This is a genomic window from Enterobacter sp. E14S (assembly GCF_055666685.1).
The window spans coordinates 1-26,323 of record NZ_JBVODQ010000018.1; the positions used below are offsets into that span (position 1 = coordinate 1).

The following is a 26,323-nucleotide window of genomic DNA, read 5'->3' on the forward strand; positions in this document are numbered from 1 at the left end:
GTACCATCGAACTGCCAGAAGGCGTTGAGATGGTAATGCCAGGCGACAACATCAAGATGGTTGTGACTCTGATCCACCCAATCGCGATGGACGACGGTCTGCGTTTCGCAATCCGTGAAGGCGGCCGTACCGTTGGCGCGGGCGTGGTTGCTAAAGTTCTGGGCTAATTAATTATCCCCGAATAAAAAAAGGACGCTTCGGCGTCCTTTTTTGTTTTCTGCCGCTCAGTTACTGTCACAAAATTTCGCATTTTTTGCCTGCTCCCGCCCCGTATTGTGGCGTTTGTGCTATTGTAATCATAACCATTCTCACTTACACTTTGCGCATAATTTGAACGGGAGTCTCTATGTACGTTTGTTTATGTAATGGTGTAAGCGACAAGAAAATACGTCAGGCCGTTCGCCAGTTTCAGCCTCAGTCATTTCAGCAACTACGCAAATTTGTTCCGGTGGGAAATCAATGCGGTAAATGTGTACGTGCTGCGCGAGAGATCATGCAGGACGAATTGATGCAGATCCCGGAATACAAAGAGATCGCGTAAGCGCCCATCTTTTTTTTGACATCCCTGTAGCCCGATCTACGCTTCAATGAGTGGAAGCGGAGGGACTATATAATGAAAGGTGATGTTAAAATCATAAGTTATCTCAATAAATTATTGGGAAATGAGCTTGTCGCAATTAACCAGTACTTTCTTCACGCGAGAATGTTCAAAAACTGGGGGCTTAAACGTCTGAACGACGTTGAGTACCATGAATCGATCGATGAAATGAAGCACGCTGATAAATATATCGAGCGTATTTTATTCCTTGAAGGCATTCCAAACCTGCAGGATCTCGGAAAGCTGGGCATCGGAGAAGATGTCGAAGAGATGCTGCGTTCCGACCTCAGGCTGGAACTTGAAGGCGCCAAAGATCTCCGTGAAGCCATTGCCTATGCCGACAGCGTACATGACTACGTCAGTCGCGATATGATGATCCAGATCCTGGCCGATGAAGAAGGTCATATTGACTGGCTGGAAACGGAGCTGGATCTGATTGCTAAAATCGGTCTGCAGAACTACCTTCAGTCGCAGATTAAAGTGGAAGAGTAACCACCGTCTTCCAGCCTACGCATAAACCCGCTGCTGCCAGAAATGGCCCAAAAGGCAGTGGGTTTTTTAATGCTCCCTTATCGGCGGTGAGTAACGAAAACACAAGAATGCTAATTAGCGCCATAAGCGCAGCGAGTAACGCCAGCGTAGGCAGCATGTACCAGCCATGCCACGCACCAAGCGCCGCCAGGTATTTTACATCGCCGTATCCCATCCCTTCACGCCGGCAGATAAACCGATATCCCCAGTAAATAACGGCAAAGCCGACATATCCAGCCATCGCTCCCACCACTGCACTCGGCAGAAAATCAGGTTGGACACAGAGCTGAAAGAGCAGGCCCGCCCATAGCAGCGGGCAGAGAAATTTATCAGGAAGCAGTCCGTAGCGAATATCTGCATGTACTAGAAAGGCAGTCAGTGAAACATAGATCAGCAAAAAGGGGAGGGTGGTTAACATGGCAAAGGCCTCAAAGGGTATTGAGCGCATACTCGTTATAATCGGCCTGGCCGGCAATCAACAAAAACGACACTTGCGTAGCGGGTCCAGACAAAGAAACGAGAAGGGATTACATTGCGTAAAATGTTGCGCGCCTTAATGCATACTGCACCTCTGGCGCTTAATTTCTAAACGGCACTTGCGTCTTGCCCAGATTTACGTATAATGCGCGGGCTTGTCGTAATTGACGGCGGGTTCAATCAGAACCAGAGTAGCTCATTTTGTTACTCAACAATGCTCCCAATTGGGGAGCTACGTAAGAACGGTTACACTCTCCCATCAATCGTAATGGGTTTGAGGAGTAATCATTTTCGTTTATAAAATAATTGGAGCTCTGGTCTCATGCAGAACCAAAGAATCCGTATCCGCCTTAAAGCGTTTGATCATCGTCTGATCGATCAATCAACCGCGGAAATCGTCGAGACTGCTAAGCGCACTGGTGCGCAAGTCCGTGGTCCGATCCCGCTGCCGACCCGCAAAGAGCGCTTCACCGTTCTGATCTCTCCGCACGTCAACAAAGACGCGCGCGATCAGTACGAAATCCGCACTCACAAGCGTCTGGTTGACATCGTTGAGCCAACTGAGAAAACCGTTGATGCTCTGATGCGTCTGGATCTGGCTGCCGGTGTAGACGTGCAGATCAGCCTGGGTTAATCAGGTCATCGAGCGATTGAGAGGTTGATACAATGATTGGTTTAGTCGGTAAAAAAGTGGGCATGACCCGCATCTTCACTGAAGATGGCGTTTCAATCCCAGTAACCGTAATCGAAGTTGAAGCAAACCGTGTTACCCAGGTTAAAGATCTGGCTAACGATGGCTACCGCGCTGTTCAGGTGACCACTGGTGCTAAAAAAGCTAACCGTGTAACCAAACCAGAAGCGGGTCACTTCGCTAAAGCTGGCGTAGAAGCTGGCCGTGGTCTGTGGGAATTCCGTCTTGCTGAAGGCGAAGAGTTCACCGTAGGTCAGGACATTAGCGTTGAGCTGTTTGCTGACGTTAAAAAAGTTGACGTAACCGGTACCTCTAAAGGTAAAGGTTTTGCTGGTACCGTTAAGCGCTGGAACTTCCGTACCCAGGACGCTACCCACGGTAACTCCTTGTCTCACCGCGTTCCGGGTTCTATCGGTCAGAACCAGACTCCGGGCAAAGTGTTCAAAGGCAAGAAAATGGCAGGTCAGCTGGGTAACGAACGTGTGACCGTTCAGAGCCTGGACGTAGTACGTGTTGACGCTGAGCGCAACCTGCTGCTGGTTAAAGGTGCAGTTCCGGGTGCAACCGGTAGCGACCTGATCGTTAAACCAGCTGTGAAGGCGTAAGGGGATAGCAATGGAATTAGTATTGAAAGACGCGCAGAGCGCGCTGACTGTTTCCGAAACTACCTTCGGTCGTGATTTCAACGAAGCGCTGGTTCACCAGGTTGTTGTTGCTTATGCAGCTGGTGCTCGTCAGGGTACTCGTGCTCAGAAGACTCGTGCTGAAGTAACTGGTTCTGGCAAAAAGCCATGGCGCCAGAAAGGTACCGGCCGTGCGCGTTCAGGTTCTATCAAGAGCCCGATCTGGCGTTCAGGTGGCGTGACCTTCGCTGCGCGTCCACAGGACCACAGTCAAAAAGTTAACAAAAAGATGTACCGCGGCGCGCTGAAAAGCATCCTGTCCGAACTGGTACGTCAGGATCGTCTGATCGTTGTCGAGAAGTTCTCTGTTGAAGCGCCTAAAACTAAGCTGCTGGCACAGAAACTGAAAGACATGGCTCTGGAAGATGTGCTGATCATCACCGGTGAGCTGGACGAGAACCTGTTCCTGGCCGCACGTAACCTGCACAAGGTTGACGTACGCGACGCGACTGGTATCGACCCGGTTAGCCTGATCGCCTTCGACAAAGTCGTAATGACTGCTGATGCTGTTAAGCAAGTTGAGGAGATGCTGGCATGATTCGTGAAGAACGTCTGCTGAAGGTGCTTCGCGCACCGCACGTTTCTGAAAAAGCGTCTACTGCGATGGAAAAAACAAACACCATCGTTCTCAAAGTTGCTAAAGACGCGACCAAAGCAGAGATCAAAGCTGCTGTGCAGAAACTGTTTGAAGTCGAAGTCGAAGTCGTTAACACCCTGGTAGTTAAAGGGAAAGTTAAACGTCACGGACAGCGTATCGGTCGTCGTAGCGACTGGAAAAAAGCTTACGTCACCCTGAAAGAAGGCCAGAATCTGGACTTCGTTGGCGGCGCTGAGTAAGTCGGAGGAGTAATACAATGGCAGTTGTTAAATGTAAACCGACATCTCCGGGTCGTCGCCACGTAGTTAAAGTGGTTAACCCTGAGCTGCACAAGGGCAAACCTTTTGCTCCGTTGCTGGAAAAAAACAGCAAATCCGGTGGTCGTAACAACAATGGCCGTATCACCACTCGTCACATCGGTGGTGGCCACAAGCAGGCTTATCGTATTGTTGACTTCAAACGCAACAAAGACGGTATCCCAGCAGTTGTTGAACGTCTTGAGTACGATCCGAACCGTTCCGCGAATATCGCGCTGGTTCTGTACAAAGACGGCGAACGCCGTTACATCCTGGCCCCTAAAGGCCTGAAAGCTGGCGACCAGATTCAGTCTGGCGTTGATGCTGCAATCAAAGCAGGCAACACCCTGCCGATGCGCAATATCCCGGTTGGTTCTACCGTTCATAACGTAGAAATGAAACCAGGTAAAGGCGGTCAGCTGGCACGTTCCGCTGGTACTTACGTTCAGATCGTTGCTCGTGATGGTGCGTATGTCACCCTGCGTCTGCGTTCTGGTGAAATGCGTAAAGTCGAAGCAGACTGCCGCGCTACTCTGGGCGAAGTTGGCAATGCTGAGCATATGCTGCGCGTTCTGGGTAAAGCAGGTGCTGCACGCTGGCGTGGTGTTCGTCCTACCGTTCGCGGTACTGCGATGAACCCAGTCGACCACCCACATGGTGGTGGTGAAGGTCGTAACTTTGGTAAGCACCCGGTAACTCCGTGGGGCGTTCAGACCAAAGGTAAGAAGACCCGCAGCAACAAGCGTACTGATAAATTTATCGTACGTCGCCGTAGCAAATAATTTTAGAGGATAAGCCATGCCACGTTCTCTCAAGAAAGGTCCTTTTATTGACCTGCACTTGCTGAAGAAGGTAGAGAAAGCGGTGGAAAGCGGAGACAAGAAGCCCCTGCGCACTTGGTCCCGTCGTTCAACGATCTTTCCTAACATGATCGGTTTGACCATCGCTGTCCATAATGGTCGTCAGCACGTTCCAGTCTTTGTTACCGACGAAATGGTTGGTCACAAACTGGGTGAATTCGCACCGACTCGTACTTATCGCGGCCACGCTGCTGATAAAAAAGCGAAGAAGAAATAAGGTAGGAGGAAGAGATGGAAACTTTAGCTCAACATCGCCATGCTCGTTCTTCTGCTCAGAAGGTTCGCCTTGTTGCTGACCTGATTCGCGGTAAGAAAGTGTCGCAGGCCCTGGACATCCTGACCTATACCAACAAGAAAGCTGCGGTATTGGTCAAGAAAGTACTGGAATCTGCCATTGCTAACGCTGAACACAACGATGGCGCTGACATCGACGATCTGAAAGTCGCGAAAATTTTCGTAGATGAAGGCCCAAGCATGAAGCGCATTATGCCGCGTGCGAAAGGTCGTGCAGATCGCATCCTGAAGCGCACCAGCCACATTACTGTGGTTGTGTCCGATCGCTGAGACTCTGGAGACTAGCAATGGGTCAGAAAGTACATCCTAATGGTATTCGCCTGGGTATTGTAAAACCATGGAACTCTACCTGGTTTGCGAACACCAAAGAATTCGCTGACAACCTGGACAGCGATTTTAAAGTACGTCAGTACCTGACTAAGGAACTGGCTAAAGCGTCTGTATCTCGTATCGTTATCGAGCGTCCAGCGAAGAGCATCCGTGTGACTATTCACACTGCTCGTCCTGGCATCGTTATCGGTAAGAAAGGCGAAGACGTAGAAAAACTGCGCAAGGTCGTAGCGGATATCGCTGGCGTTCCTGCACAGATCAATATCGCTGAAGTTCGTAAGCCTGAACTGGACGCTAAATTGGTTGCTGACAGCATCACTTCACAGCTGGAACGTCGTGTTATGTTCCGTCGTGCTATGAAGCGTGCTGTACAGAACGCAATGCGTCTGGGCGCTAAAGGTATTAAAGTTGAAGTTAGCGGCCGTCTGGGCGGCGCGGAAATCGCACGTACCGAATGGTACCGTGAAGGTCGCGTACCGCTGCACACTCTGCGTGCTGACATCGACTACAACACCTCTGAAGCGCACACCACTTACGGTGTAATCGGCGTTAAGGTATGGATCTTCAAAGGTGAGATCCTGGGTGGTATGGCTGCTGTTGAACAACCGGAAAAACCGGCTGCTCAACCTAAAAAGCAGCAGCGTAAAGGCCGTAAATAAGGAGCGTCGCTGATGTTACAACCAAAGCGTACAAAATTCCGTAAAGTGCACAAAGGCCGCAACCGTGGTCTGGCGCAGGGTACGGATGTTAGCTTCGGCACTTTCGGTCTGAAAGCTGTTGGCCGTGGTCGTCTGACTGCACGTCAGATCGAAGCAGCACGTCGTGCAATGACCCGTGCAGTTAAGCGTCAAGGTAAGATCTGGATCCGTGTATTCCCGGACAAACCGATCACCGAGAAGCCACTGGAAGTTCGTATGGGTAAAGGTAAAGGTAACGTGGAGTACTGGGTTGCCTTGATCCAACCGGGCAAAGTCCTTTATGAAATGGACGGTGTTCCGGAAGAGCTGGCCCGTGAAGCCTTCGGCCTGGCAGCAGCGAAACTGCCTATCAAAACCACCTTTGTAACTAAGACGGTGATGTAATGAAAGCAAAAGAGCTGCGTGAAAAAAGCGTTGAAGAGCTGAACGCTGAGCTGCTGAACCTGCTGCGTGAGCAGTTCAACCTGCGTATGCAGGCTGCAAGTGGCCAGCTGCAACAGACTCACCTGCTGAAGCAAGTGCGTCGCAATGTTGCACGCGTTAAGACTTTACTGACTCAGAAGGCGGGTGCGTAATGACCGATAAAATCCGTACTCTGCAAGGTCGTGTTGTTAGCGACAAAATGGAGAAATCCATTGTTGTAGCTATCGAACGTATTGTGAAACACCCGATCTACGGTAAATTCATCAAGCGTACGACCAAACTGCACGTACATGACGAGAACAACGAATGTGGTATCGGCGACAAGGTTGAAATCCGTGAATGCCGTCCACTGTCCAAGACTAAGTCCTGGACGCTGGTTCGCGTTGTAGAGAAAGCGGTTCTGTAATACAGTACGCCTTCTCAATACGAATAAACGGCTCAGCGATGAGCCGTTTATTTTTTCTACCCATATTGCAGAAGCGGTGTTATAATGCCGCGCCCTCGATATGGGGCTTTTTAACGGCTCTGATTTTAGAGTCTCAGGTAGTAGTTGACATTAGCGGAGCACTAAAATGATCCAAGAACAGACTATGCTGAACGTCGCCGACAACTCCGGTGCACGTCGCGTAATGTGTATCAAGGTTCTGGGTGGCTCGCACCGTCGCTACGCAGGCGTAGGCGACATCATCAAGATCACCATCAAGGAAGCAATTCCACGTGGTAAGGTCAAAAAAGGTGATGTGCTGAAGGCGGTAGTGGTGCGCACCAAGAAGGGTGTTCGTCGCCCTGACGGTTCTGTCATTCGCTTCGATGGTAATGCATGCGTTATTTTAAACAATAACAGCGAGCAGCCTATCGGCACGCGTATCTTTGGGCCGGTAACTCGTGAACTTCGTACTGAGAAGTTCATGAAAATTATCTCTCTGGCACCAGAAGTACTCTAAGGAGCGAATCATGGCAGCGAAAATCCGTCGTGATGACGAAGTTATCGTGTTAACCGGTAAAGATAAAGGTAAACGCGGTAAAGTAAAAAATGTTCTGTCTTCCGGCAAACTTGTCGTTGAAGGTATCAACCTGGTTAAGAAACATCAGAAGCCGGTTCCGGCCCTGAACCAACCAGGTGGCATCGTTGAAAAAGAAGCTGCTATTCAGGTTTCTAACGTTGCAATCTTCAATGCGGCTACCGGCAAGGCTGACCGTGTAGGCTTTAGATTCGAAGACGGCAAAAAAGTCCGTTTCTTCAAGTCTAACAGCGAAACTATCAAGTAATTTGGAGTAGTACGATGGCGAAACTGCATGATTACTACAAAGACGAAGTAGTTAACAAACTCATGACTGAGTTTAACTACAATTCTGTCATGCAAGTCCCTCGGGTCGAGAAGATCACCCTGAACATGGGTGTTGGTGAAGCGATCGCTGACAAGAAACTGCTGGATAACGCAGCAGCTGACCTGACAGCAATCTCCGGTCAAAAACCGCTGATCACCAAAGCACGCAAATCTGTTGCAGGCTTCAAAATCCGTCAGGGCTATCCGATCGGCTGTAAAGTAACTCTGCGTGGCGAACGCATGTGGGAGTTCTTTGAGCGCCTGATCACTATTGCTGTTCCACGTATCCGTGACTTCCGTGGCTTGTCCGCTAAGTCTTTCGACGGTCGTGGTAACTACAGCATGGGTGTCCGTGAGCAGATCATCTTCCCAGAAATCGACTACGATAAAGTCGACCGCGTGCGTGGTTTGGATATTACCATTACCACTACTGCGAAATCTGACGAAGAAGGCCGTGCTCTGCTGGCTGCCTTTGACTTCCCGTTCCGCAAGTAAGGTAGGGTTACTGAATGGCTAAGCAATCAATGAAAGCACGCGAAGTAAAGCGCGTAGCTTTAGCTGATAAATTCTTCGCTAAACGCGCTGAACTGAAAGCGATCATTTCTGATGTGAACGCTTCCGACGAAGATCGTTGGAATGCGGTTCTCAAGCTGCAGTCTCTGCCGCGTGATTCCAGCCCGTCTCGTCAGCGTAACCGCTGTCGTCAAACAGGTCGTCCACATGGTTATGTGGGCAAGTTTGGGTTGAGCCGTATCAAACTGCGTGAAGCCGCCATGCGCGGTGAAGTGCCAGGCTTGAAAAAGGCTAGCTGGTAATTACCAATTGAATCACGGGAGTAAAGACAGATGAGCATGCAAGATCCGATCGCGGATATGCTGACCCGTATCCGTAACGGTCAGGCCGCGAACAAAGTTGCGGTCACCATGCCTTCCGCCAAGCTGAAAGTGGCAATTGCCAACGTGCTGAAGGAAGAAGGTTTTATCGAAGATTTTAAAGTTGAAGGCGACACCAAGCCGGAACTGGAACTTACTCTTAAGTATTTCCAGGGTAAAGCTGTTGTAGAAAGCATTCAGCGTGTCAGCCGCCCAGGCCTGCGCATCTATAAGAAAAAAGATGAGCTGCCAAAAGTTATGGCTGGTCTTGGTATCGCAGTTGTTTCTACCTCTAAAGGTGTTATGACTGATCGTGCAGCGCGCCAGGCTGGTCTTGGTGGCGAAATTATCTGCTACGTAGCCTAATCGGAGGAAAGAATGTCTCGTGTTGCTAAAGCACCGGTCGTTATTCCTGCCGGCGTTGATGTAAAAATCGACGGTCAGGTTATTACGATCAAAGGTAAAAACGGCGAGCTGACTCGTACCCTCAACAAAGCTGTTGAAGTTAAACATGCAGATAACGCTCTGACCTTCGGTCCACGTGATGGTTTCGTGGATGGATGGGCTCAGGCTGGTACCGCGCGTGCCCTGCTGAACTCAATGGTTGTTGGTGTTACCGAAGGCTTCACTAAAAAGCTTCAGCTGGTTGGTGTAGGTTATCGTGCAGCTATCAAAGGGAATGCAGTAGGCCTGTCTCTGGGCTTCTCACACCCTGTTGAGCATCCGCTGCCGGCCGGTATCACTGCAGAATGTCCGACTCAAACTGAAATCGTGCTGAAAGGCGCTGATAAACAGCTGATCGGTCAGGTTGCAGCAGATCTGCGCGCCTACCGTCGTCCTGAGCCTTACAAAGGCAAGGGTGTTCGTTACGCCGACGAAGTCGTGCGTACCAAAGAGGCTAAGAAGAAGTAAGGTAACACTATGGATAAGAAATCTGCTCGTATCCGTCGTGCGACCCGCGCACGCCGCAAGCTCAAAGAGCTGGGTGCAACTCGCCTGGTGGTACATCGTACCCCGCGTCATATTTACGCACAGGTAATTGCACCGAACGGTTCTGAAGTTCTGGTAGCTGCTTCTACTGTAGAAAAAGCTATCTCAGAACAATTGAAGTACACCGGTAACAAAGACGCCGCTGCAGCTGTAGGTAAAGCTGTTGCTGAACGCGCTCTGGAAAAAGGCATCAGCAATGTTTCCTTTGACCGTTCCGGGTTCCAATATCATGGTCGTGTCCAGGCACTGGCAGATGCTGCCCGTGAAGCTGGCCTTCAGTTCTAAGGTAGAGGTGTAAGATGGCTCACATCGAAAAACAGGCTGGCGAACTGCAGGAAAAGCTGATCGCGGTAAACCGCGTATCTAAAACCGTTAAAGGTGGTCGTATTTTCTCCTTCACAGCTCTGACTGTAGTAGGCGATGGTAACGGTCGCGTTGGTTTTGGTTACGGTAAAGCGCGTGAAGTTCCAGCAGCGATCCAGAAAGCGATGGAAAAAGCCCGTCGCAATATGATTAACGTCGCGCTGAACAACGGCACCCTGCAGCACCCAGTTAAAGGTGTTCACACGGGTTCTCGTGTATTCATGCAGCCAGCTTCAGAAGGTACCGGTATCATCGCCGGTGGTGCAATGCGCGCCGTTCTGGAAGTTGCTGGGGTTCATAACGTTCTGGCCAAAGCATATGGTTCCACCAACCCGATTAACGTGGTTCGTGCAACTATTGATGGCCTGGAAAATATGAATTCTCCAGAAATGGTCGCTGCCAAGCGTGGTAAATCCGTTGAAGAAATTCTGGGGTAATTGACCATGGCAAAGACTATTAAAATCACTCAAACCCGCAGTGCAATCGGTCGTCTGCCGAAACACAAGGCAACGCTGCTTGGCCTGGGTCTGCGTCGTATTGGTCATACCGTTGAGCGCGAGGATACTCCTGCTGTTCGTGGTATGGTCAACGCGGTTTACTTCATGGTTAAAGTTGAGGAGTAAGAGATGCGTTTAAATACTCTGTCTCCGGCCGAAGGCTCTAAAAAGGCGGGTAAACGCCTGGGTCGTGGTATCGGTTCTGGCCTCGGCAAAACCGGTGGTCGTGGTCACAAAGGTCAGAACTCTCGTTCTGGCGGTGGCGTACGTCGCGGTTTCGAGGGTGGCCAGATGCCACTGTACCGTCGTCTGCCGAAGTTCGGCTTCACCTCTCGTAAAGCAGCGATCACAGCGGAAATCCGTCTGTCTGACCTGGCGAAAGTTGAAGGCGGCGTTGTAGACCTGAACACGCTGAAAGCAGCAAACATTATCGGTATCCAGATCGAGTTCGCGAAAGTGATCCTGGCTGGTGAAGTTTCTACTCCGGTAACTGTTCGTGGCCTGCGTGTTACTAAAGGTGCTCGTGCTGCTATCGAAGCTGCTGGCGGTAAAATTGAGGAATAAGTAGCAGATGGCTAAGCAACCGGGATTAGATTTTCAAAGTGCCAAAGGTGGATTTGGCGAGCTGAAACGCAGACTGCTGTTTGTTATCGGCGCGCTGATTGTGTTCCGTATTGGCTCTTTTATTCCGATCCCTGGTATCGATGCCGCTGTACTTGCCAAACTGCTTGAGCAACAGCGAGGCACCATCATTGAAATGTTCAACATGTTCTCTGGTGGTGCTCTCAGCCGTGCTTCTATCTTCGCATTGGGTATTATGCCGTACATTTCGGCATCTATTATTATCCAGCTGCTGACGGTCGTTCATCCGGCCCTGGCAGAGTTGAAGAAAGAAGGGGAGTCTGGACGTCGTAAGATTAGTCAGTACACCCGTTACGGTACTCTGGTGCTGGCAATATTCCAGTCGATCGGTATTGCTACCGGTCTGCCGAATATGCCTGGTATGCAGGGCCTGGTGTTAAACCCGGGCTTTGCATTCTACTTCACCGCTGTTGTAAGTCTGGTCACAGGGACAATGTTTCTGATGTGGCTCGGCGAACAGATTACTGAGCGTGGTATCGGTAACGGTATCTCAATCATTATCTTCGCCGGTATTGTTGCGGGCCTCCCGCCAGCCATCGCCCATACTATCGAGCAAGCGCGTCAAGGCGACCTGCACTTCCTCCTGTTGCTGTTGGTTGCAGTATTAGTATTTGCAGTGACGTTCTTTGTTGTCTTCGTTGAACGTGGTCAACGCCGCATTGTGGTGAACTACGCTAAACGTCAGCAGGGTCGTCGTGTCTATGCTGCACAGAGCACACATTTACCGCTGAAAGTGAACATGGCGGGGGTTATCCCGGCTATCTTCGCTTCCAGTATTATTCTGTTCCCGGCAACCATCGCGTCATGGTTCGGGGGCGGTACTGGTTGGAACTGGCTGACAACAATTTCGCTGTATTTGCAGCCTGGGCAACCACTTTATGTGTTACTCTATGCGTCTGCGATCATCTTCTTCTGTTTCTTCTACACGGCGTTGGTCTTCAACCCGCGTGAAACAGCAGATAACCTGAAGAAGTCCGGTGCATTTGTACCAGGAATTCGTCCGGGAGAGCAAACGGCGAAGTATATCGATAAAGTAATGACTCGCCTGACTTTGGTTGGTGCGCTTTATATTACTTTTATCTGCCTGATCCCGGAGTTCATGCGTGATGCAATGAAAGTACCGTTCTACTTCGGTGGGACCTCACTGCTTATCGTTGTTGTCGTGATTATGGACTTTATGGCTCAAGTGCAAACTCTGATGATGTCCAGTCAGTATGAGTCTGCATTGAAGAAGGCGAACCTGAAAGGCTACGGCCGCTAAATGGTCGCCTGAGAAGTTACGGAGAGTAAAAATGAAAGTTCGTGCTTCCGTCAAGAAATTATGCCGTAACTGCAAAATCGTTAAGCGTGATGGTGTCATCCGTGTGATTTGCAGTGCCGAGCCGAAGCATAAACAGCGCCAAGGCTGATTATTTCGCATATTTTTCTTGCAAAGTTGGGTTGAGCTGGCTAGATTAGCCAGCCAATCTTTTGTATGTCTGTACGTTTCCATTTGAGTATCCTGAAAACGGGCTTTTCAGCATGGTGCGTACATATTAAATAGTAGGAGTGCATAGTGGCCCGTATAGCAGGCATTAACATTCCTGATCAGAAACATGCTGTGATCGCATTAACTTCGATCTACGGCGTCGGCAAGACCCGTTCTAAAGCCATTCTGGCTGCAGCGGGTATCGCTGAAGATGTTAAGATCAGTGAGCTGTCTGAAGAACAAATCGACACGCTGCGTGACGAAGTTGCCAAATTTGTCGTTGAAGGTGATCTGCGCCGTGAAATCAGCATGAGCATCAAGCGCCTGATGGATCTTGGTTGCTATCGCGGTTTGCGTCATCGTCGTGGTCTGCCAGTGCGCGGTCAGCGTACTAAGACCAACGCACGTACCCGTAAGGGTCCGCGCAAACCGATCAAGAAATAATCGGGGTGATTGAATAATGGCAAAGGCACCAGTTCGTGCACGTAAACGTGTAAGAAAACAAGTCTCTGACGGCGTGGCTCATATCCATGCTTCTTTCAACAACACCATCGTTACTATTACTGATCGTCAGGGTAACGCATTGGGTTGGGCAACAGCCGGTGGTTCCGGTTTCCGTGGTTCTCGCAAATCCACTCCGTTCGCAGCTCAGGTTGCAGCAGAGCGTTGCGCAGAAGCCGTAAAAGAATACGGTATCAAGAATCTGGAAGTTATGGTTAAAGGTCCGGGTCCGGGTCGTGAATCTACTGTTCGCGCTCTGAACGCCGCTGGTTTCCGCATCACGAATATTACTGATGTGACTCCGATCCCTCATAACGGTTGTCGTCCGCCGAAAAAACGTCGCGTATAACGCTCCGTTTTTTAGGTTAGTTGGAGATAGAAAATGGCAAGATATTTGGGTCCTAAGCTCAAGCTGAGCCGTCGTGAGGGCACCGACTTATTCCTTAAGTCTGGCGTTCGCGCGATCGATACCAAGTGTAAAATTGAACAAGCTCCTGGCCAGCACGGTGCGCGTAAACCGCGTCTGTCTGACTATGGTGTGCAGTTGCGTGAAAAGCAAAAAGTTCGCCGTATGTACGGTGTGCTGGAGCGTCAGTTCCGTAACTACTATAAAGAAGCAGCACGTCTGAAAGGCAACACAGGTGAAAACCTGCTGGCTCTGCTGGAAGGTCGTCTGGACAACGTTGTATACCGTATGGGCTTCGGCGCTACTCGTGCTGAATCACGTCAGCTGGTTAGCCACAAAGCAATCATGGTAAACGGTCGTGTTGTTAACATCGCTTCTTATCAGGTTAAAGCGAATGACGTTGTTAGCATTCGTGAGAAAGCGAAAAAGCAATCTCGCGTGAAGGCCGCTCTGGAGCTGGCTGAGCAGCGTGAAAAGCCAACCTGGCTGGAAGTTGATGCTGGCAAGATGGAAGGTACGTTCAAGCGTCAGCCAGAACGTTCTGATCTGTCTGCGGACATTAACGAACACCTGATCGTCGAGCTTTACTCCAAGTAAAGCTTAGTACCAAAGAGAGGACACAATGCAGGGTTCTGTGACAGAGTTTCTAAAACCGCGCCTGGTAGATATCGAGCAAGTGAGTTCGACGCACGCCAAGGTGACCCTTGAGCCTTTAGAGCGTGGCTTTGGCCATACTCTGGGTAACGCACTGCGCCGTATTCTGCTCTCATCGATGCCGGGTTGCGCGGTGACCGAGGTTGAGATTGATGGTGTACTTCATGAGTACAGCACCAAAGAAGGCGTTCAGGAAGATATCCTTGAAATCCTGCTCAACCTGAAAGGGCTGGCGGTGAGAGTTCAGGGTAAAGATGAAGTTATTCTTACTCTGAATAAATCTGGCATTGGCCCTGTGACTGCAGCCGACATCACCCACGACGGTGATGTTGAAATCGTCAAGCCGCAGCACGTGATCTGCCACCTGACCGATGAGAACGCAGCTATTAGCATGCGTATCAAAGTTCAGCGCGGTCGTGGTTATGTGCCGGCTTCTGCCCGAATTCATTCGGAAGAAGATGAGCGCCCAATCGGCCGTCTGCTGGTCGACGCATGCTACAGCCCTGTAGAGCGTATTGCCTACAATGTTGAAGCAGCGCGTGTAGAACAGCGTACCGACCTGGACAAGCTGGTCATCGAAATGGAAACCAATGGCACAATCGATCCTGAAGAGGCGATTCGTCGTGCGGCGACCATCCTGGCAGAACAACTGGAAGCTTTCGTTGACTTACGTGATGTACGTCAGCCGGAAGTGAAAGAAGAGAAACCAGAATTCGATCCGATCCTGCTGCGCCCTGTTGACGATCTCGAATTGACTGTCCGCTCTGCTAACTGCCTCAAGGCAGAAGCTATCCACTATATCGGTGATCTGGTACAGCGTACCGAGGTTGAGTTGCTGAAAACGCCGAACCTGGGTAAAAAATCTCTTACTGAGATTAAAGACGTGCTGGCTTCACGTGGTCTGTCTCTGGGCATGCGCCTGGAAAACTGGCCACCGGCAAGCATTGCTGACGAGTAACCGGATCACAGGTTAAGGTTTTACTGAGAAGGATAAGGTCATGCGCCATCGTAAGAGTGGTCGTCAACTGAACCGCAACAGCAGCCATCGCCAGGCTATGTTCCGCAACATGGCAGGTTCACTGGTTCGTCATGAGATCATCAAGACGACCCTGCCTAAAGCGAAAGAGCTGCGTCGCGTAGTTGAGCCGCTGATTACTCTTGCCAAGACTGACAGCGTTGCTAATCGTCGTCTGGCATTCGCCCGTACTCGTGATAACGAGATCGTGGCAAAACTGTTTAACGAACTGGGCCCGCGTTTCGCGAGCCGTGCCGGTGGTTACACTCGCATTCTGAAGTGTGGTTTCCGTGCAGGCGACAACGCGCCGATGGCTTACATCGAGCTGGTTGATCGTTCAGAGAAAGCAGAAGCTGCTGCAGAGTAATCTGCAGTAACGTAAAAAAACCCGCTCCGGCGGGTTTTTTATATCCGCTATATCCCCACTTCTCTACAATGTCTGTATCAATTCTGTTCATCTCCTGGAGCTGGTAATGTGGTTGCTCGACCAGTGGGCAGAACGCCATATTCGCGATGCCCAAAAAAAGGTGAATTCGACGATCTTCCGGGAAGCGGCGAACCTCTTGTACTTTACGATGATTCGCACATTGCACCGGAATTACGCTCTGGATACCGTTTACTGAAAAATGCAGGCTGTCTTCCCCCGGAGCTCGAACAGCGCAGAGAAGCTGTTGAACTGGCCGATCTTCTCAAAGAGATCCGCCATGACGATCCACGACATTCTGAACTTAGCCGCCGTCTCGCCCTGCTTGAACTCAAGCTACGCCAGGCTGGGATGAACACTAATTTTCTTCACGGTGAATACGGTGAAAGATTGATGCAGAAAATAAGCGAGGAGTAGTTATGTACCGCATCGGTGAACTTGCGAAGCTTGCGAACGTTACGCCGGATACCATCCGATATTACGAAAAGCAGCAGATGATCGATCATGAAGTACGTACTGAAGGAGGCTTTCGCCTTTATACCGATAACGATCTGCAGCGCCTGCGGTTTATTCGTTATGCGCGTCAGCTCGGTTTCACGCTGGATTCGATCCGCGAGTTATTATCGATCCGCATCGATCCGGAACATCACACCTGCCAGGAATCTAAAAGCATCGTGCAGGCCCGGCTGGATGAAGTTGAAGCGCGTATACAGGAACTGCAAACCATGCAGCGCTCTCTGCAAAGGCTGAATGATGCCTGCTGCGGTACGGCACACAGCAGCATTTATTGTTCAATCCTCGAAGCCCTTGAACAGGGAGCGAGTGGAGAAACGCAGGACTGTTGATTTTTAGTTCAACCGGGTCTAGACTCCCGTCGTCATAAACCCTACTCTGGAGACATTATGAGCCGCTATCAGCACACGAAAGGACAAATTAAGGACAATGCCATTGAGGCGTTACTTCACGACCCGTTATTCAGGCAGCGCGTTGAGAAGAATAAAAAAGGGAAAGGAAGTTATCTGCGTAAAGACAAACATGAAAAACGGGGTAACTGGGAGGCCAGTGGCAAGCAAGCGATTCGCTTATTTACCACTGGCCTTCCTGCTTTTATCTGTTGATTAGACGCGGTTATTTTGCTCTTTTAACAGATCGCGGATCTCACTCAACAGCACTTCTTCTTTCGTTGGCGCAGGTGCTGCAGCCGGCTCTTCTTTTTTACGGTTGAGCCTGTTGATCAGCTTGATGGCCATAAATATGGCAAACGCGACAATCACAAAATCAAATACGTTCTGAATAAATACGCCGTAGTGCATCACTACAGCCGGAACATCACCCTGCGCTTCACGCAGCGTGAAAGCGAACTGTTTGAAATCAATGCCGCCGATTAACAACCCTAAAGGTGGCATGATAATGTCGGCCACTAATGATGAAACAATCTTGCCGAATGCCGCACCAATAATGACACCCACTGCCAAATCTACCACGTTCCCGCGCATCGCAAATTCGCGAAATTCTTTAATAAAACTCATTGTTCTCTCCTTGTGCCAGCTGACGAGTTTAAGTTTAACAAATCATTAGCCAATTGCCATTCGGGATAATTAAACAATATGAAAAATAAAAGGCACAGAAATTAAACGGATAAAGTAAGGGTGCTCTTACTCGAGCACCCAATTTCTTTAAAGGAAGAATGGACTTGGCTGGAATAAACGTTCGACGTCGGTAATAAACTTTTTATCGGTAAGGAACATAATAACGTGATCGCCTTGCTCAATTCGTAAATTATCATTGGCAATCATGACATCATTCCCGCGCACAACGGCGCCGATAATCGTGCCTGGCGGCAGTTTAATTTCGTCGATCGAACGGCCGACGACGCGCGACGTCGTTTCATCTCCATGAGCCACGGCTTCAATAGCTTCCGCTACGCCACGGCGAAGCGATGACACGCCGACAATATCCGCTTTACGAACATGGCTCAGGAGAGCGGAAATTGTCGCCTGCTGAGGGGAAATGGCAATATCAATAACGCTGCCCTGAACCAGATCTACATACGCCTTACGCTGGATAAGCACCATGACTTTTTTAGCCCCCATGCGCTTCGCGAGCATGGCGGACATTATATTCGCCTCGTCGTCGTTGGTGACGGCAATAAAGAGATCAACCTGATCAATATGCTCTTCAGCCAGTAGCTCCTGATCCGACGCATCACCATAAAATACGATCGTATTTTGCAGTTTTTCCGCCAGTTCAGCAGCGCGCTGTTGATCGCGCTCGATCAACTTCACGCTGTAATCTTTTTCCAGCCGATGTGCCAGGCCGGCACCGATATTGCCGCCGCCGACCAGCATAATGCGTTTATAGGGTTTTTCGAGACGCTGAAGTTCACTCATCACCGCACGAATATGCTGTGAGGCCGCAATAAAGAAGACTTCATCACCGGCTTCGACAATCGTGGAACCTTGCGGGCGAATTGGCCTGTCGTGACGGAAAATCGCTGCGACGCGCGTATCGATATGCGGCATGTGCTCGCGCATGGTGGAAAGCGCATTGCCGATCAATGGTCCGCCATAATAGGCCTTAACCACTGCCAGGCTCACTTTGCCCTCGGCAAAGTTCACCACCTGCAGGGCGCCCGGATATTGAATCAGGCGATAGATATTGTCGATAACCAGCTGTTCTGGCGCGATGAGGTGGTCAATGGGGACCGCTTCGGAATTAAACAGTTTTTCAGCATCGCGAACATAGTCCGGAGAGCGAATGCGCGCAATTCGGTTTGGCGTGTTGAAAAGCGAGTAGGCCACCTGACAGGCCACCATATTGGTTTCGTCCGAACTGGTTACTGCAACCAGCATGTCGGCATCGTCGGCGCCCGCCTCACGAAGAACACGGGGGTGCGAACCATGACCCTGTACCACGCGCAGGTCAAACTTGTCCTGTAAGACACGCAGACGATCGCCGTTGGTATCAACGATTGTGATGTCGTTGTTTTCGCCAACCAGGTTTTCCGCCAGCGTTCCGCCCACCTGTCCTGCACCCAGAATGATAATCTTCATATCTCGTGACCTGTTCTCAACATCACTCTTTGATTAGCTTAGCGTAAAAGAAGCCATCACCCTCTTCAGCACCCGGCAGGTTCTGCAGACCCGGGGATTCAGGCGTTCCCGTATCGCGCAGCGCGGCGTCCGGCGTACGTTTAAGGAAGGCCGTGATTTGCTGGTTGTTTTCTTCCGGCAGCACGGAGCAGGTCGCATAGACCAGCGTTCCACCAGGTTTAAGATGCGGCCAAATGGCGTCGAGAATGTCGGATTGCAGTTGGGCAAGTTCCTGAATATCACGATCGCGGCGTAGCCACTTGATGTCAGGATGACGACGAATAACACCGGTTGCAGAGCAGGGAGCATCCAGCAAAATGCGATCGAACTGGGTTTCACCACACCATTCTGCGGGTTTGCGTCCATCGCCCTGCTTAACCTGAGCCTTCATGCCGAGACGCTTGAGGTTGTCGTAGACGCGTGAGAGACGCTGTTCATCGACGTCCACTGCCATCACGCTGGCCTGCGGAGCCACTTCCAGAATATGCGTCGTTTTGCCCCCAGGTGCGGCGCAAAGATCGAGGATCTGCTCACCATTTTTGGGTTCAAGCCAGGTCATGCAGCCCTGCGCCGAGGCATCCTGTACGGTTACCCAACCTTCATCAAAACCGGGTAATGCATGTACCGGTGCAGGTGAGGCTAAGCGTACGGCATCCGGATAGGCTTCATGCGGGAATCCACTCATTCCAGCTTCTTCGAGCAAGCTCAGCCATGCGTCACGGCTGTGGTGATTACGATTGACGCGTAGCCACATTGGCGGGCGCTGGTTGTTGGCATCGGCAATCTCCTGCCACTGCTGTGGATAAGCTTTTTTCAGGCGCTTCAACAGCCAGTCCGGGTGCAGGAAACGTGCTTCGCTTTGGGCAAATTCAGCCAGAAGCTCTTCCTGCTGTCTCTGGAACTGACGCAGTACGCCGTTGATCAGCCCTTTCAGCTGAGGGCGTTTAATCGCAACGGCGCCTTCAACCGTCTCAGCCAGCGCGGCATGAGGTGGGATGCGGGTATGAAGAAGCTGATAAAAACCCACCATAATCAAATAGTGTACGGTGCGTTGCTTGCCTGTCATTGGGCGTGACATCAGCTTGTTAATCAACCACTCAAGCTGAGAAAGCGTGCGCAGAACGCCAAAGCAGAGCTCCTGAAGCAGGGCTTTGTCTTTATCAGATACTTTTTGTTGCAGGGGAGGCAGGACGTTACTTAGTGACTGGCCCTGTTCGATAACCTGCTCAACGGCATGAGCCGCCATACTGCGTAGATTTTGTTTTTTCATAACCGTAAAAATAAAAATGCCCGGAAACACCGGGCCTTAAGAATAAATTTGCTCAGGCAAGACGATTGCCCGGAATAAACCATTCGCGACGGGAATTTAACAGATCCTGGGCGCTCATGGCCTTCTTACCGGCCGGTTGTAGCGATTCAAGATTCAGGATCCCTTGCCCAGTCGCCACCTGGATCCCGTTCTTGTTGGCGTCAACAATCGTACCGGGTTCAGCCGTGGTAGTACCGCTAATAACGGAGGCTTTCCAGACTTTCACCGGCTGCTCATCAATCTCCATCCAGCTCATTGGCCAAGGATTAAAAGCGCGAATGCAGCGTTCAAGTTGAGCGGCTGACAGGGACCAGTCGATCCGCGCTTCTTCTTTGCTCAGTTTTTCGGCATACGTCACCAGTGCCTCATCCTGAACTTCCGGTTTCGCCGTATTGTCAGCCAGCTGCTGGAGCGTCTCGATAAGCCCTTGTGGACCGAGGTCTGCCAGTTTGTCATACAGCGTGGCGCTGGTATCGTCTGACGTAATGGGGCAGGCCAGTTTATACAGCATATCGCCGGTGTCTAAACCTACGTCCATCTTCATGATGGTAACGCCCGTTTCGGCATCACCTGCCCACAGCGAGCGCTGGATAGGTGCAGCACCACGCCAGCGCGGAAGCAGAGACCCATGCACGTTGATGCAACCCAGGCGTGGCATATCAAGCACAGCTTTTGGCAAAATTAAACCGTAAGCCACCACCACCATTACGTCGGCATTCAGATCAGCAACCAGCTGCTGATTTTCCTGCGGGCGCAACGATGCGGGCTGGAAAACGGGTAGCCCATGCTCTTCTGCCAGCACCTTTACCGGGCTCGGCATCAGTTTTTTGCCGCGACCAGCAGGACGGTCCGGCTGGGTAAAGACGCCAACAACCTGGTGACCAGACGATAACAGCGCGTCAAGATGACGCGCTGCAAAATCAGGGGTTCCCGCGAAGATAATACGTAGTGTTTTAGACACGATGATCCTTGTATCCGGGGGGACGTTATGCGCGAGAACGCAAACGATCCAGTTTCTCTACTTTTTGACGAATACGCTGCTGCTTCAGCGGCGAGAGATAATCGATAAACAGTTTACCGACCAGGTGGTCCATCTCATGCTGAATACAAATTGCCAGCAGGTCGTCTGCTTCCAGTTCGAACGGATTACCGTCGCGATCCAGCGCGCGAATTTTCACTTTTTCGGCACGCGGCACTAAAGCGCGCTGTTCAGGAATGGACAGACAGCCTTCCTCAATACCGGTTTCGCCACTCTTTTCGAGCAGCTCAGGGTTGATCAGCACCAGACGCTCATCGCGATTTTCGGAAACATCAATCACGATAATTCGCTTGTGAATGTCCACCTGCGTGGCCGCCAGGCCAATGCCTTCTTCGGCGTACATGGTATCGAACATATCATCAACGATACGCTGGATTTCTGCATTCACTTCTTTGACCGGTTCAGCGACGATGCGAAGGCGCTCGTCCGGAATATGTAACACTTGCAAAACTGCCATAAATTTCCAGAGTCGTGTTCAGGAGTTGATAAGAATACTCTTTCTATTCTAGACAAATCCCCCATCGATTGACAGCATCAGTGACCAATCGCAATGATTGCGGAGGCCGCTTATGGCAGGGGAAAGGATGACGTCTACCGAGATATGGTTACGGCTAATACACACAGGGGCTGTGTGTGGTGATGTAATGCTGGAAGTGGCTGCGCGACTGCAGAAGCAGGAACACCTCAACGTGCCCGTGGCCAGAAACGTCGGGCTGACAGCAAAGCAGACTGAACGCTTCTTTGCACTCGATGAGAGCGAGCTGGAACGTAGCCTTATGTGGCTCGAGCAGCCGGGACATCATTTATTAACGGCCAACCATCCCCTTTATCCCCCTTTGCTCCGCACGATCCCTGATTATCCCGGGGCATTATTCGTAAAAGGTAACCCTGAGACGCTTAATACGGTTCAGCTGGCGGTGGTAGGCAGTCGTGCGCCGTCATGGTACGGCGAGCGATGGGGGAAAATCCTGTGCGAACAACTGTCACAAAGCGGTTTCACGATCACCAGCGGGCTGGCCTGCGGTATTGACGGCGTAGCCCACAGCGCGGCGCTGTCAGTTAAGGGACGAAGCGTAGCGGTGCTGGGGAACGGTCTTTTTAGCATTTATCCACGCCGGCATCAGGCACTGGCGATGCGGCTTATTGAATCTGACGGCGCGATAGTGTCTGAGTTCCCGCTTTCCGCACAGCCGAGGCCAGCAAACTTTCCGCGTCGTAATCGCATTATCAGCGGGCTTAGCAAAGGCGTACTGGTGGTTGAAGCGGCGCGCCGAAGCGGTTCGCTGGTCACGGCGCGATGCGCGCTCGAGCAGGGTAGAGAAGTCTTCGCCTTGCCTGGTCCGATAGGTAATCCCGGATGCGAGGGGCCCCACTGGCTGATTAAGCAAGGGGCAACGCCGGTAACGGAAGTAGGAGATATTCTTGAAAATTTGCAATATGGGTTGCAATGGCTGCAGGAAGATCCCGAAAAGCGACAATATTCATCAGATCAGGGAAAGGTGGCATTGCCATTTCCCAAGCTCCTGGCTAACGTAGGAGATGAGGTAACACCTGTTGACGTTGTCGCTGAACGTGCCGGCCAACCTGTGCCAGTGACGGTAGCACAGCTACTCGAACTGGAGTTAGCAGGGTGGATCGCAGCTGTACCCGGCGGCTATGTCCGATTAAGGAGGGCATGCCATGTTCGACGTACTGATGTATTTGTTTGAGACTTACATCCATAACGAAGCAGAAATGCGAGTGGATCAGGACAAATTGACACAGGATCTTACCGATGCGGGGTTTGAGCGGGAAGATATCTATAATGCGTTGATGTGGCTGGAAAAACTGGCTGATTATCAGGAAGGCCTCGCCGAACCGATGCAGCTTGCTTCTGACCCATTGTCAGTACGCATTTATACCGCAGAAGAGTGTGAAAGGCTGGACGCCAGCTGCCGGGGGTTCATCTTATTCCTTGAGCAGATTCAGGTGCTGAACCTCGAAACGAGAGAAATGGTGATAGAGCGCGTCATGGCGCTGGATACAGCAGAATTTGAACTGGAAGATCTCAAGTGGGTGATCCTGATGGTTCTGTTTAATATCCCGGGCTGTGAAAACGCCTATCAGCAAATGGAAGAATTACTCTTTGAAGTGAATGAAGGTATGCTGCACTAATTCAATGTGCAGCACCAAGAGTTGTTATGGCCAAATCAGCACTATTCACGGTGCATAAAAATGAGCCCTGCCCGCAGTGCGGGGCTGAACTTGTTATTCGGTCCGGGAAACACGGCCCGTTTCTCGGTTGTTCACACTATCCGGAATGTGATTATGTCCGTCCCCTGAAAAGCCAGGCGGATGGACATATCGTTAAAATTCTGGAGGGTCAGTTTTGTCCAGTCTGCGGTGGTGAATTAGCCCTGCGTCAGGGGCGTTTCGGCATGTTTATTGGATGTAGCCGCTACCCGGAATGCGAACATACGGAACAAATTGATAAGCCTGATGAAACGGCAATTGCGTGCCCTCAGTGTCAGCGCGGTCAATTGGTACAGCGCCGCTCCCGTTATGGTAAGACCTTCCATTCGTGCGATCGCTATCCTGAATGCCAGTTCGTTATCAATTTTAAACCGGTAGCGGGAACCTGCCCTCATTGCAATTATCCGCTACTCATAGAGAAGAAAACCGCGCAAGGCATGAAACGCTTCTGCGCCAGTAAACAATGTGGAAAGCCGGTTACGGCGGATCAAAATAGTGAATAATAACCTGCCATCAGGCTCCATTGCGCATGCAGTGGACGTACTGAAAAATGAAGAAGTCATCGCCTATCCAACTGAAGCTGTTTTTGGGGTCGGTTGCGATCCTGACAGCGAGACGGCAGTGAGCCGTCTGCTTGCCTTAAAACAAAGACCTGTCGAAAAAGGGCTGATTTTGATCGCTGCGAACTACGAGCAGCTTAAGCCCTATATCGATGATTCCATGCTGACGCCGACGCAGCGCGAGACTATCTTCTCGGCGTGGCCTGGACCGGTGACCTTTGTCTTCCCGGCGCAGCCGACAACGCCGCGCTGGTTAACCGGACGTTTTGATTCCCTCGCCGTTCGCGTAACTGACCATCCGCTGGTGGTTGAGCTTTGTCTGGCATTTGGCAAACCGCTGGTCTCAACCAGCGCCAACCTGACCGGATTGCCACCTTGTCGGACAACCGAAGAAGTGCTGGCGCAGTTCGGGAATGACTTCCCTGTTGCTGTCGGTGATACGGGAGGGCGCCTGAATCCGTCTGAAATTCGCGACGCTTTGACCGGCGAACGTTTTCGCCAGGGGTAATCTCATGGAAACCTATGCTGTTTTTGGTAATCCGATTGCACACAGCAAATCACCGTTGATTCATCAGCAATTTGCGAAGCAGCTGCAGATAAACCATCCCTATGGTCGCGTACTGGCACCGGTGGATGCATTTATCCCAACGCTGGAGGCTTTTTTCGCCGCGGGCGGTAAAGGCGCGAATGTGACGGTCCCTTTTAAAGAGGAAGCCTTCGAACGAGCGGATGAGCTCACCGAGCGCGCTTCACTGGCTGGTGCAGTCAATACCCTAAAACGGCTTGAGGATGGACGCCTTTTGGGTGACAACACAGACGGAATTGGTTTACTTAGCGATCTGGAACGACTGTCGTTTATTAAGCCCGGTTTCCGGATCCTGCTGATTGGTGCGGGTGGCGCATCGCGGGGAGTACTGTTGCCTCTGCTTTCACTGGACTGTGCGGTGACCATTACCAACAGAACCTTTTCCCGCGCGGAAGCGCTGGCGACGTTGTTTGCGCATACCGGCAGCGTGAGCGCGGTAGCGCTTGACGATCTTGCCGATCGTGAGTTCGATCTTGTCATCAACGCCACGTCCAGCGGCATCAATGGCGAGATCCCGGCAATTCCCGCTTCTCTGGTCAGCGCGCATATGTACTTCTATGACATGTTTTATCAGAAAGGGAAAACGCCTTTCCTTAACTGGTGTGAACAACACGGCGCGAAGCAGTTAGCCGATGGACTGGGAATGCTGGTGGGTCAGGCCGCGCATGCGGTGCTGCTCTGGCATGGCGTGTTGCCAGCTGTCGAACCTGTCATTGAAAAGTTAAAGCAGGAGCTTTCGGCATGAACCAGGCTATCCATTTCCCGGACAGAGAGAACTGGGATGAGACTAAACAAGCGGTCTGTTTTCCGGTGCTGGTGCAGGGGATGCAACTTACCTGTGCCATTCTTGGGGAAACGCTGTTGCGTCGTTTTGGCGGTTCAGACCCGATAGCGATATTTTGCGAAAATCGCTGGGATCTGGAAGAGGAAGCCAGCGATTTAATCCGCGAACAGCAGGAAGACGATCAGGGCTGGGTTTGGTTGTCCTGATCCAAATAGTCATTCTTCCATTTAACGTAGTTGTTCGCCGAGTATTTTAACCCTTCGATCTCTGCCTCCCTCAGGGGGCGGATCTGTTTTACCGGGCTTCCCAGGTAGAGATAGCCACTCTCCAGCCGTTTGTTCTGTGGTACCAGGCTACCGGCACCAATCATTACGTCATCTTCTACTATGACGCCATCCAGCAAAATCGACCCCATGCCAACAAGTACGCGATTCCCGATAGTGCAGCCGTGAAGCATCACTTTATGGCCGACGGTAACCTCTTCTCCAATGATGAGGGGATTACCGTCCGGGTTATAGGAGGATTTGTGCGTGACATGCAGAACGCTGCCGTCCTGAATATTGGTACGAGCGCCAATCGACACATAGTTAACATCTCCCCTGATGGCGACGAGCGGCCAGATGCTGACGTCATCGGCCATTCGGACATCGCCAATCACCACGCTGCTGGCATCGATCATCACGCGATCGCCTTTTTGGGGGAACAGATCTTTATAAGGACGTAATACTGCGGGCATATCTACCTCTAACAATGAGCGCTATACAGAAGACTTTGATCATATTAATGGATCGCGGCAAGGCAAAATACGTCAATATTTAAGCAGATCGGGCGGGATTTCAGCGAAAAGCGCGGAAAATCAGCAGTCGGAAAAAAAGATCTAAAAAATACTTGTGCTAAAAAATGGGATCCCTATAATGCGCCTCCATCGACACGGCGGATGTGAATCACTTCACAAACAACCCGGTCGGTTGAAGAGAAAAAATCCTGAAATAACGGGTTGACTCTGAAAGAGGAAAGCGTAATATACGCCACCTCGCAACGGTGAGCGAAAGCCGCGTTGCACTGCTCTTTAACAATTTATC

The 26,323-nt window shown here is 51.0% G+C and carries 46 protein-coding genes and 1 pseudogene; 40 read left to right on the top strand and 7 right to left on the bottom strand.

Annotated elements, in window-relative coordinates:
* The 3 genes from ACZ6J2_RS21520 to bfr all read left to right on the top strand — a co-directional run.
* The coding region (locus ACZ6J2_RS21520; protein ID WP_001669278.1) for an EF-Tu C-terminal domain-related protein at nt 1-167 on the top strand (167 nt) is incomplete at its 5' end.
* Between the two features lie 179 nt (nt 168-346).
* Nucleotides 347-541, top strand: a complete 195-nt coding sequence (bfd, locus tag ACZ6J2_RS21525; RefSeq protein WP_008503493.1) for a bacterioferritin-associated ferredoxin — start codon at nt 347-349, stop codon at nt 539-541.
* Between the two features lie 72 nt (nt 542-613).
* Nucleotides 614-1,090, top strand: coding sequence for a bacterioferritin (bfr, locus tag ACZ6J2_RS21530; RefSeq protein WP_008503492.1), 477 nt, complete (start codon nt 614-616; stop codon nt 1,088-1,090).
* On the opposite strand, the gene ACZ6J2_RS21535 is transcribed toward bfr, so the two are convergent.
* Nucleotides 1,074-1,547 carry a prepilin peptidase gene (locus ACZ6J2_RS21535; RefSeq protein ID WP_471726623.1) on the bottom strand — a complete coding sequence of 158 codons (474 nt, stop codon included), beginning with the start codon at nt 1,545-1,547 and terminating at the stop codon, nt 1,074-1,076. The genes bfr and ACZ6J2_RS21535 overlap by 17 nt on opposite strands.
* A gap of 381 nt (nt 1,548-1,928) precedes the next feature.
* Between ACZ6J2_RS21535 and rpsJ the strand changes: the two genes are divergently transcribed.
* The 31 genes and pseudogenes from rpsJ to ACZ6J2_RS21690 all read left to right on the top strand — a co-directional run bounded on the left by rpsJ (nt 1,929) and on the right by ACZ6J2_RS21690 (nt 16,757).
* Nucleotides 1,929-2,240, top strand: a complete 312-nt coding sequence (gene rpsJ / locus ACZ6J2_RS21540) for a 30S ribosomal protein S10 (RefSeq protein WP_001181005.1) — start codon at nt 1,929-1,931, stop codon at nt 2,238-2,240.
* A 32-nt stretch (nt 2,241-2,272) separates the two neighbouring features.
* Nucleotides 2,273-2,902 (top strand): 50S ribosomal protein L3, encoded by a 630-nt coding sequence (gene rplC / locus ACZ6J2_RS21545; RefSeq protein ID WP_006178923.1) that lies wholly within the window; start codon nt 2,273-2,275, stop codon nt 2,900-2,902.
* Between the two features lie 10 nt (nt 2,903-2,912).
* A complete protein-coding gene (gene rplD / locus ACZ6J2_RS21550) occupies nt 2,913-3,518 on the top strand; it encodes a 50S ribosomal protein L4 (RefSeq protein WP_000424395.1) in 606 nt (201 codons plus the stop codon).
* Nucleotides 3,515-3,817, top strand: coding sequence for a 50S ribosomal protein L23 (gene rplW / locus ACZ6J2_RS21555; protein WP_000617546.1), 303 nt, complete (start codon nt 3,515-3,517; stop codon nt 3,815-3,817). Before rplD ends, rplW begins: the two co-directional genes overlap by 4 nt.
* 17 nt (nt 3,818-3,834) lie before the next feature.
* Nucleotides 3,835-4,656: a 50S ribosomal protein L2 gene (gene rplB, locus ACZ6J2_RS21560; protein WP_000301859.1), complete on the top strand. Its 822-nt coding sequence runs from the start codon at nt 3,835-3,837 to the stop codon at nt 4,654-4,656.
* Nucleotides 4,657-4,672: 16 nt separating this feature from the next.
* Entirely contained in the window at nt 4,673-4,951 is a 279-nt protein-coding gene (rpsS, locus tag ACZ6J2_RS21565; protein WP_001138117.1) for a 30S ribosomal protein S19, read from the top strand.
* A 14-nt stretch (nt 4,952-4,965) separates the two neighbouring features.
* Nucleotides 4,966-5,298, top strand: a complete 333-nt coding sequence (gene rplV / locus ACZ6J2_RS21570) for a 50S ribosomal protein L22 (protein ID WP_002919773.1) — start codon at nt 4,966-4,968, stop codon at nt 5,296-5,298.
* A 17-nt stretch (nt 5,299-5,315) separates the two neighbouring features.
* A complete protein-coding gene (gene rpsC, locus ACZ6J2_RS21575; RefSeq protein ID WP_000529945.1) occupies nt 5,316-6,017 on the top strand; it encodes a 30S ribosomal protein S3 in 702 nt (233 codons plus the stop codon).
* Nucleotides 6,018-6,029: 12 nt separating this feature from the next.
* On the top strand, nt 6,030-6,440 hold the full coding sequence (gene rplP / locus ACZ6J2_RS21580; protein WP_002919759.1) for a 50S ribosomal protein L16: 411 nt from the start codon (nt 6,030-6,032) through the stop codon (nt 6,438-6,440).
* Nucleotides 6,440-6,631, top strand: a complete 192-nt coding sequence (gene rpmC, locus ACZ6J2_RS21585; RefSeq protein WP_003863282.1) for a 50S ribosomal protein L29 — start codon at nt 6,440-6,442, stop codon at nt 6,629-6,631. The genes rplP and rpmC overlap by 1 nt, the downstream gene beginning before the upstream one ends.
* Nucleotides 6,631-6,885, top strand: a complete 255-nt coding sequence (gene rpsQ / locus ACZ6J2_RS21590) for a 30S ribosomal protein S17 (RefSeq protein ID WP_008503489.1) — start codon at nt 6,631-6,633, stop codon at nt 6,883-6,885. Before rpmC ends, rpsQ begins: the two co-directional genes overlap by 1 nt.
* 166 nt (nt 6,886-7,051) lie before the next feature.
* Complete coding sequence (gene rplN / locus ACZ6J2_RS21595) at nt 7,052-7,423, top strand: 50S ribosomal protein L14 (RefSeq protein WP_002919748.1); 372 nt, start codon at nt 7,052-7,054, stop codon at nt 7,421-7,423.
* 10 nt (nt 7,424-7,433) lie between these two features.
* Nucleotides 7,434-7,748 carry a 50S ribosomal protein L24 gene (gene rplX, locus ACZ6J2_RS21600; protein ID WP_003863287.1) on the top strand — a complete coding sequence of 105 codons (315 nt, stop codon included), beginning with the start codon at nt 7,434-7,436 and terminating at the stop codon, nt 7,746-7,748.
* 14 nt (nt 7,749-7,762) lie between these two features.
* Nucleotides 7,763-8,302, top strand: a complete 540-nt coding sequence (gene rplE, locus ACZ6J2_RS21605) for a 50S ribosomal protein L5 (RefSeq protein ID WP_001096206.1) — start codon at nt 7,763-7,765, stop codon at nt 8,300-8,302.
* Nucleotides 8,303-8,316: 14 nt separating this feature from the next.
* Nucleotides 8,317-8,622, top strand: coding sequence for a 30S ribosomal protein S14 (rpsN, locus tag ACZ6J2_RS21610; RefSeq protein ID WP_003863291.1), 306 nt, complete (start codon nt 8,317-8,319; stop codon nt 8,620-8,622).
* Between the two features lie 30 nt (nt 8,623-8,652).
* On the top strand, nt 8,653-9,045 hold the full coding sequence (gene rpsH / locus ACZ6J2_RS21615) for a 30S ribosomal protein S8 (protein ID WP_006178918.1): 393 nt from the start codon (nt 8,653-8,655) through the stop codon (nt 9,043-9,045).
* 12 nt (nt 9,046-9,057) lie between these two features.
* Entirely contained in the window at nt 9,058-9,591 is a 534-nt protein-coding gene (gene rplF / locus ACZ6J2_RS21620) for a 50S ribosomal protein L6 (protein WP_003863296.1), read from the top strand.
* A 9-nt stretch (nt 9,592-9,600) separates the two neighbouring features.
* Nucleotides 9,601-9,954 carry a 50S ribosomal protein L18 gene (rplR, locus tag ACZ6J2_RS21625; RefSeq protein ID WP_003863297.1) on the top strand — a complete coding sequence of 118 codons (354 nt, stop codon included), beginning with the start codon at nt 9,601-9,603 and terminating at the stop codon, nt 9,952-9,954.
* A 14-nt stretch (nt 9,955-9,968) separates the two neighbouring features.
* Entirely contained in the window at nt 9,969-10,469 is a 501-nt protein-coding gene (rpsE, locus tag ACZ6J2_RS21630) for a 30S ribosomal protein S5 (RefSeq protein ID WP_003863299.1), read from the top strand.
* A gap of 6 nt (nt 10,470-10,475) precedes the next feature.
* On the top strand, nt 10,476-10,655 hold the full coding sequence (gene rpmD / locus ACZ6J2_RS21635) for a 50S ribosomal protein L30 (RefSeq protein ID WP_003863301.1): 180 nt from the start codon (nt 10,476-10,478) through the stop codon (nt 10,653-10,655).
* 3 nt (nt 10,656-10,658) lie between these two features.
* The gene (gene rplO, locus ACZ6J2_RS21640) at nt 10,659-11,093 is read left to right on the top strand and encodes a 50S ribosomal protein L15 (RefSeq protein WP_003863304.1); all 435 of its coding nucleotides are present in this window, start codon (nt 10,659-10,661) and stop codon (nt 11,091-11,093) included.
* 7 nt (nt 11,094-11,100) lie between these two features.
* Nucleotides 11,101-12,432 (top strand): preprotein translocase subunit SecY, encoded by a 1,332-nt coding sequence (secY, locus tag ACZ6J2_RS21645; protein WP_003863305.1) that lies wholly within the window; start codon nt 11,101-11,103, stop codon nt 12,430-12,432.
* A 31-nt stretch (nt 12,433-12,463) separates the two neighbouring features.
* On the top strand, nt 12,464-12,580 hold the full coding sequence (gene rpmJ / locus ACZ6J2_RS21650; RefSeq protein ID WP_000868187.1) for a 50S ribosomal protein L36: 117 nt from the start codon (nt 12,464-12,466) through the stop codon (nt 12,578-12,580).
* Nucleotides 12,581-12,726: 146 nt separating this feature from the next.
* The gene (rpsM, locus tag ACZ6J2_RS21655) at nt 12,727-13,083 is read left to right on the top strand and encodes a 30S ribosomal protein S13 (protein WP_003863308.1); all 357 of its coding nucleotides are present in this window, start codon (nt 12,727-12,729) and stop codon (nt 13,081-13,083) included.
* A 16-nt stretch (nt 13,084-13,099) separates the two neighbouring features.
* Nucleotides 13,100-13,489: a 30S ribosomal protein S11 gene (rpsK, locus tag ACZ6J2_RS21660; protein ID WP_003863312.1), complete on the top strand. Its 390-nt coding sequence runs from the start codon at nt 13,100-13,102 to the stop codon at nt 13,487-13,489.
* A 33-nt stretch (nt 13,490-13,522) separates the two neighbouring features.
* Entirely contained in the window at nt 13,523-14,143 is a 621-nt protein-coding gene (gene rpsD, locus ACZ6J2_RS21665) for a 30S ribosomal protein S4 (RefSeq protein ID WP_004868345.1), read from the top strand.
* Nucleotides 14,144-14,168: 25 nt separating this feature from the next.
* Nucleotides 14,169-15,158, top strand: coding sequence for a DNA-directed RNA polymerase subunit alpha (locus tag ACZ6J2_RS21670; RefSeq protein ID WP_002919219.1), 990 nt, complete (start codon nt 14,169-14,171; stop codon nt 15,156-15,158).
* 40 nt (nt 15,159-15,198) lie between these two features.
* Complete coding sequence (gene rplQ / locus ACZ6J2_RS21675; RefSeq protein ID WP_001216368.1) at nt 15,199-15,582, top strand: 50S ribosomal protein L17; 384 nt, start codon at nt 15,199-15,201, stop codon at nt 15,580-15,582.
* Between the two features lie 106 nt (nt 15,583-15,688).
* A pseudogene (locus tag ACZ6J2_RS21680) lies at nt 15,689-16,056 on the top strand (DnaJ family domain-containing protein).
* 2 nt (nt 16,057-16,058) lie between these two features.
* Nucleotides 16,059-16,484: a Zn(2+)-responsive transcriptional regulator gene (gene zntR / locus ACZ6J2_RS21685; protein ID WP_471726625.1), complete on the top strand. Its 426-nt coding sequence runs from the start codon at nt 16,059-16,061 to the stop codon at nt 16,482-16,484.
* A gap of 57 nt (nt 16,485-16,541) precedes the next feature.
* Nucleotides 16,542-16,757 carry an alternative ribosome-rescue factor A gene (locus ACZ6J2_RS21690; RefSeq protein ID WP_471726626.1) on the top strand — a complete coding sequence of 72 codons (216 nt, stop codon included), beginning with the start codon at nt 16,542-16,544 and terminating at the stop codon, nt 16,755-16,757.
* Here the strand turns inward: ACZ6J2_RS21690 and mscL are convergent, their stop codons facing one another.
* The 5 genes from mscL to def form a co-directional block, all read right to left on the bottom strand.
* Nucleotides 16,758-17,168, bottom strand: coding sequence for a large-conductance mechanosensitive channel protein MscL (mscL, locus tag ACZ6J2_RS21695; RefSeq protein ID WP_023309449.1), 411 nt, complete (start codon nt 17,166-17,168; stop codon nt 16,758-16,760).
* A 147-nt stretch (nt 17,169-17,315) separates the two neighbouring features.
* Entirely contained in the window at nt 17,316-18,692 is a 1,377-nt protein-coding gene (gene trkA / locus ACZ6J2_RS21700) for a Trk system potassium transporter TrkA (RefSeq protein WP_395996931.1), read from the bottom strand.
* Nucleotides 18,693-18,714: 22 nt separating this feature from the next.
* Nucleotides 18,715-20,001, bottom strand: coding sequence for a 16S rRNA (cytosine(967)-C(5))-methyltransferase RsmB (gene rsmB, locus ACZ6J2_RS21705; protein ID WP_471726627.1), 1,287 nt, complete (start codon nt 19,999-20,001; stop codon nt 18,715-18,717).
* 52 nt (nt 20,002-20,053) lie between these two features.
* A complete protein-coding gene (gene fmt / locus ACZ6J2_RS21710) occupies nt 20,054-21,001 on the bottom strand; it encodes a methionyl-tRNA formyltransferase (protein WP_471726628.1) in 948 nt (315 codons plus the stop codon).
* A 25-nt stretch (nt 21,002-21,026) separates the two neighbouring features.
* Complete coding sequence (def, locus tag ACZ6J2_RS21715; protein WP_006812188.1) at nt 21,027-21,536, bottom strand: peptide deformylase; 510 nt, start codon at nt 21,534-21,536, stop codon at nt 21,027-21,029.
* A 127-nt stretch (nt 21,537-21,663) separates the two neighbouring features.
* On the opposite strand from def, the gene dprA reads away from it, so the two are divergent.
* Genes dprA through ACZ6J2_RS21745 form a run of 6 tightly spaced genes read left to right on the top strand, consistent with a single transcriptional unit; the run spans nt 21,664 to nt 25,447 of the window.
* Nucleotides 21,664-22,788, top strand: a complete 1,125-nt coding sequence (gene dprA, locus ACZ6J2_RS21720) for a DNA-protecting protein DprA (protein ID WP_471726629.1) — start codon at nt 21,664-21,666, stop codon at nt 22,786-22,788.
* On the top strand, nt 22,760-23,233 hold the full coding sequence (gene smg / locus ACZ6J2_RS21725; RefSeq protein ID WP_008503477.1) for a DUF494 family protein Smg: 474 nt from the start codon (nt 22,760-22,762) through the stop codon (nt 23,231-23,233). Before dprA ends, smg begins: the two co-directional genes overlap by 29 nt.
* A gap of 26 nt (nt 23,234-23,259) precedes the next feature.
* Nucleotides 23,260-23,814 (top strand): DNA topoisomerase family protein, encoded by a 555-nt coding sequence (locus tag ACZ6J2_RS21730; protein WP_032662341.1) that lies wholly within the window; start codon nt 23,260-23,262, stop codon nt 23,812-23,814.
* Nucleotides 23,807-24,379 (top strand): L-threonylcarbamoyladenylate synthase type 1 TsaC, encoded by a 573-nt coding sequence (gene tsaC / locus ACZ6J2_RS21735; protein ID WP_471726630.1) that lies wholly within the window; start codon nt 23,807-23,809, stop codon nt 24,377-24,379. Before ACZ6J2_RS21730 ends, tsaC begins: the two co-directional genes overlap by 8 nt.
* 4 nt (nt 24,380-24,383) lie before the next feature.
* Nucleotides 24,384-25,202 (top strand): shikimate dehydrogenase, encoded by an 819-nt coding sequence (gene aroE, locus ACZ6J2_RS21740; protein WP_471726631.1) that lies wholly within the window; start codon nt 24,384-24,386, stop codon nt 25,200-25,202.
* A complete protein-coding gene (locus tag ACZ6J2_RS21745) occupies nt 25,199-25,447 on the top strand; it encodes a DUF1488 family protein (RefSeq protein ID WP_471726633.1) in 249 nt (82 codons plus the stop codon). Before aroE ends, ACZ6J2_RS21745 begins: the two co-directional genes overlap by 4 nt.
* On the opposite strand, the gene ACZ6J2_RS21750 is transcribed toward ACZ6J2_RS21745, so the two are convergent.
* Nucleotides 25,423-25,977, bottom strand: a complete 555-nt coding sequence (locus ACZ6J2_RS21750) for a gamma carbonic anhydrase family protein (protein ID WP_471726634.1) — start codon at nt 25,975-25,977, stop codon at nt 25,423-25,425. The genes ACZ6J2_RS21745 and ACZ6J2_RS21750 overlap by 25 nt on opposite strands.
* Nucleotides 25,978-26,323 lie beyond the last annotated feature (346 nt).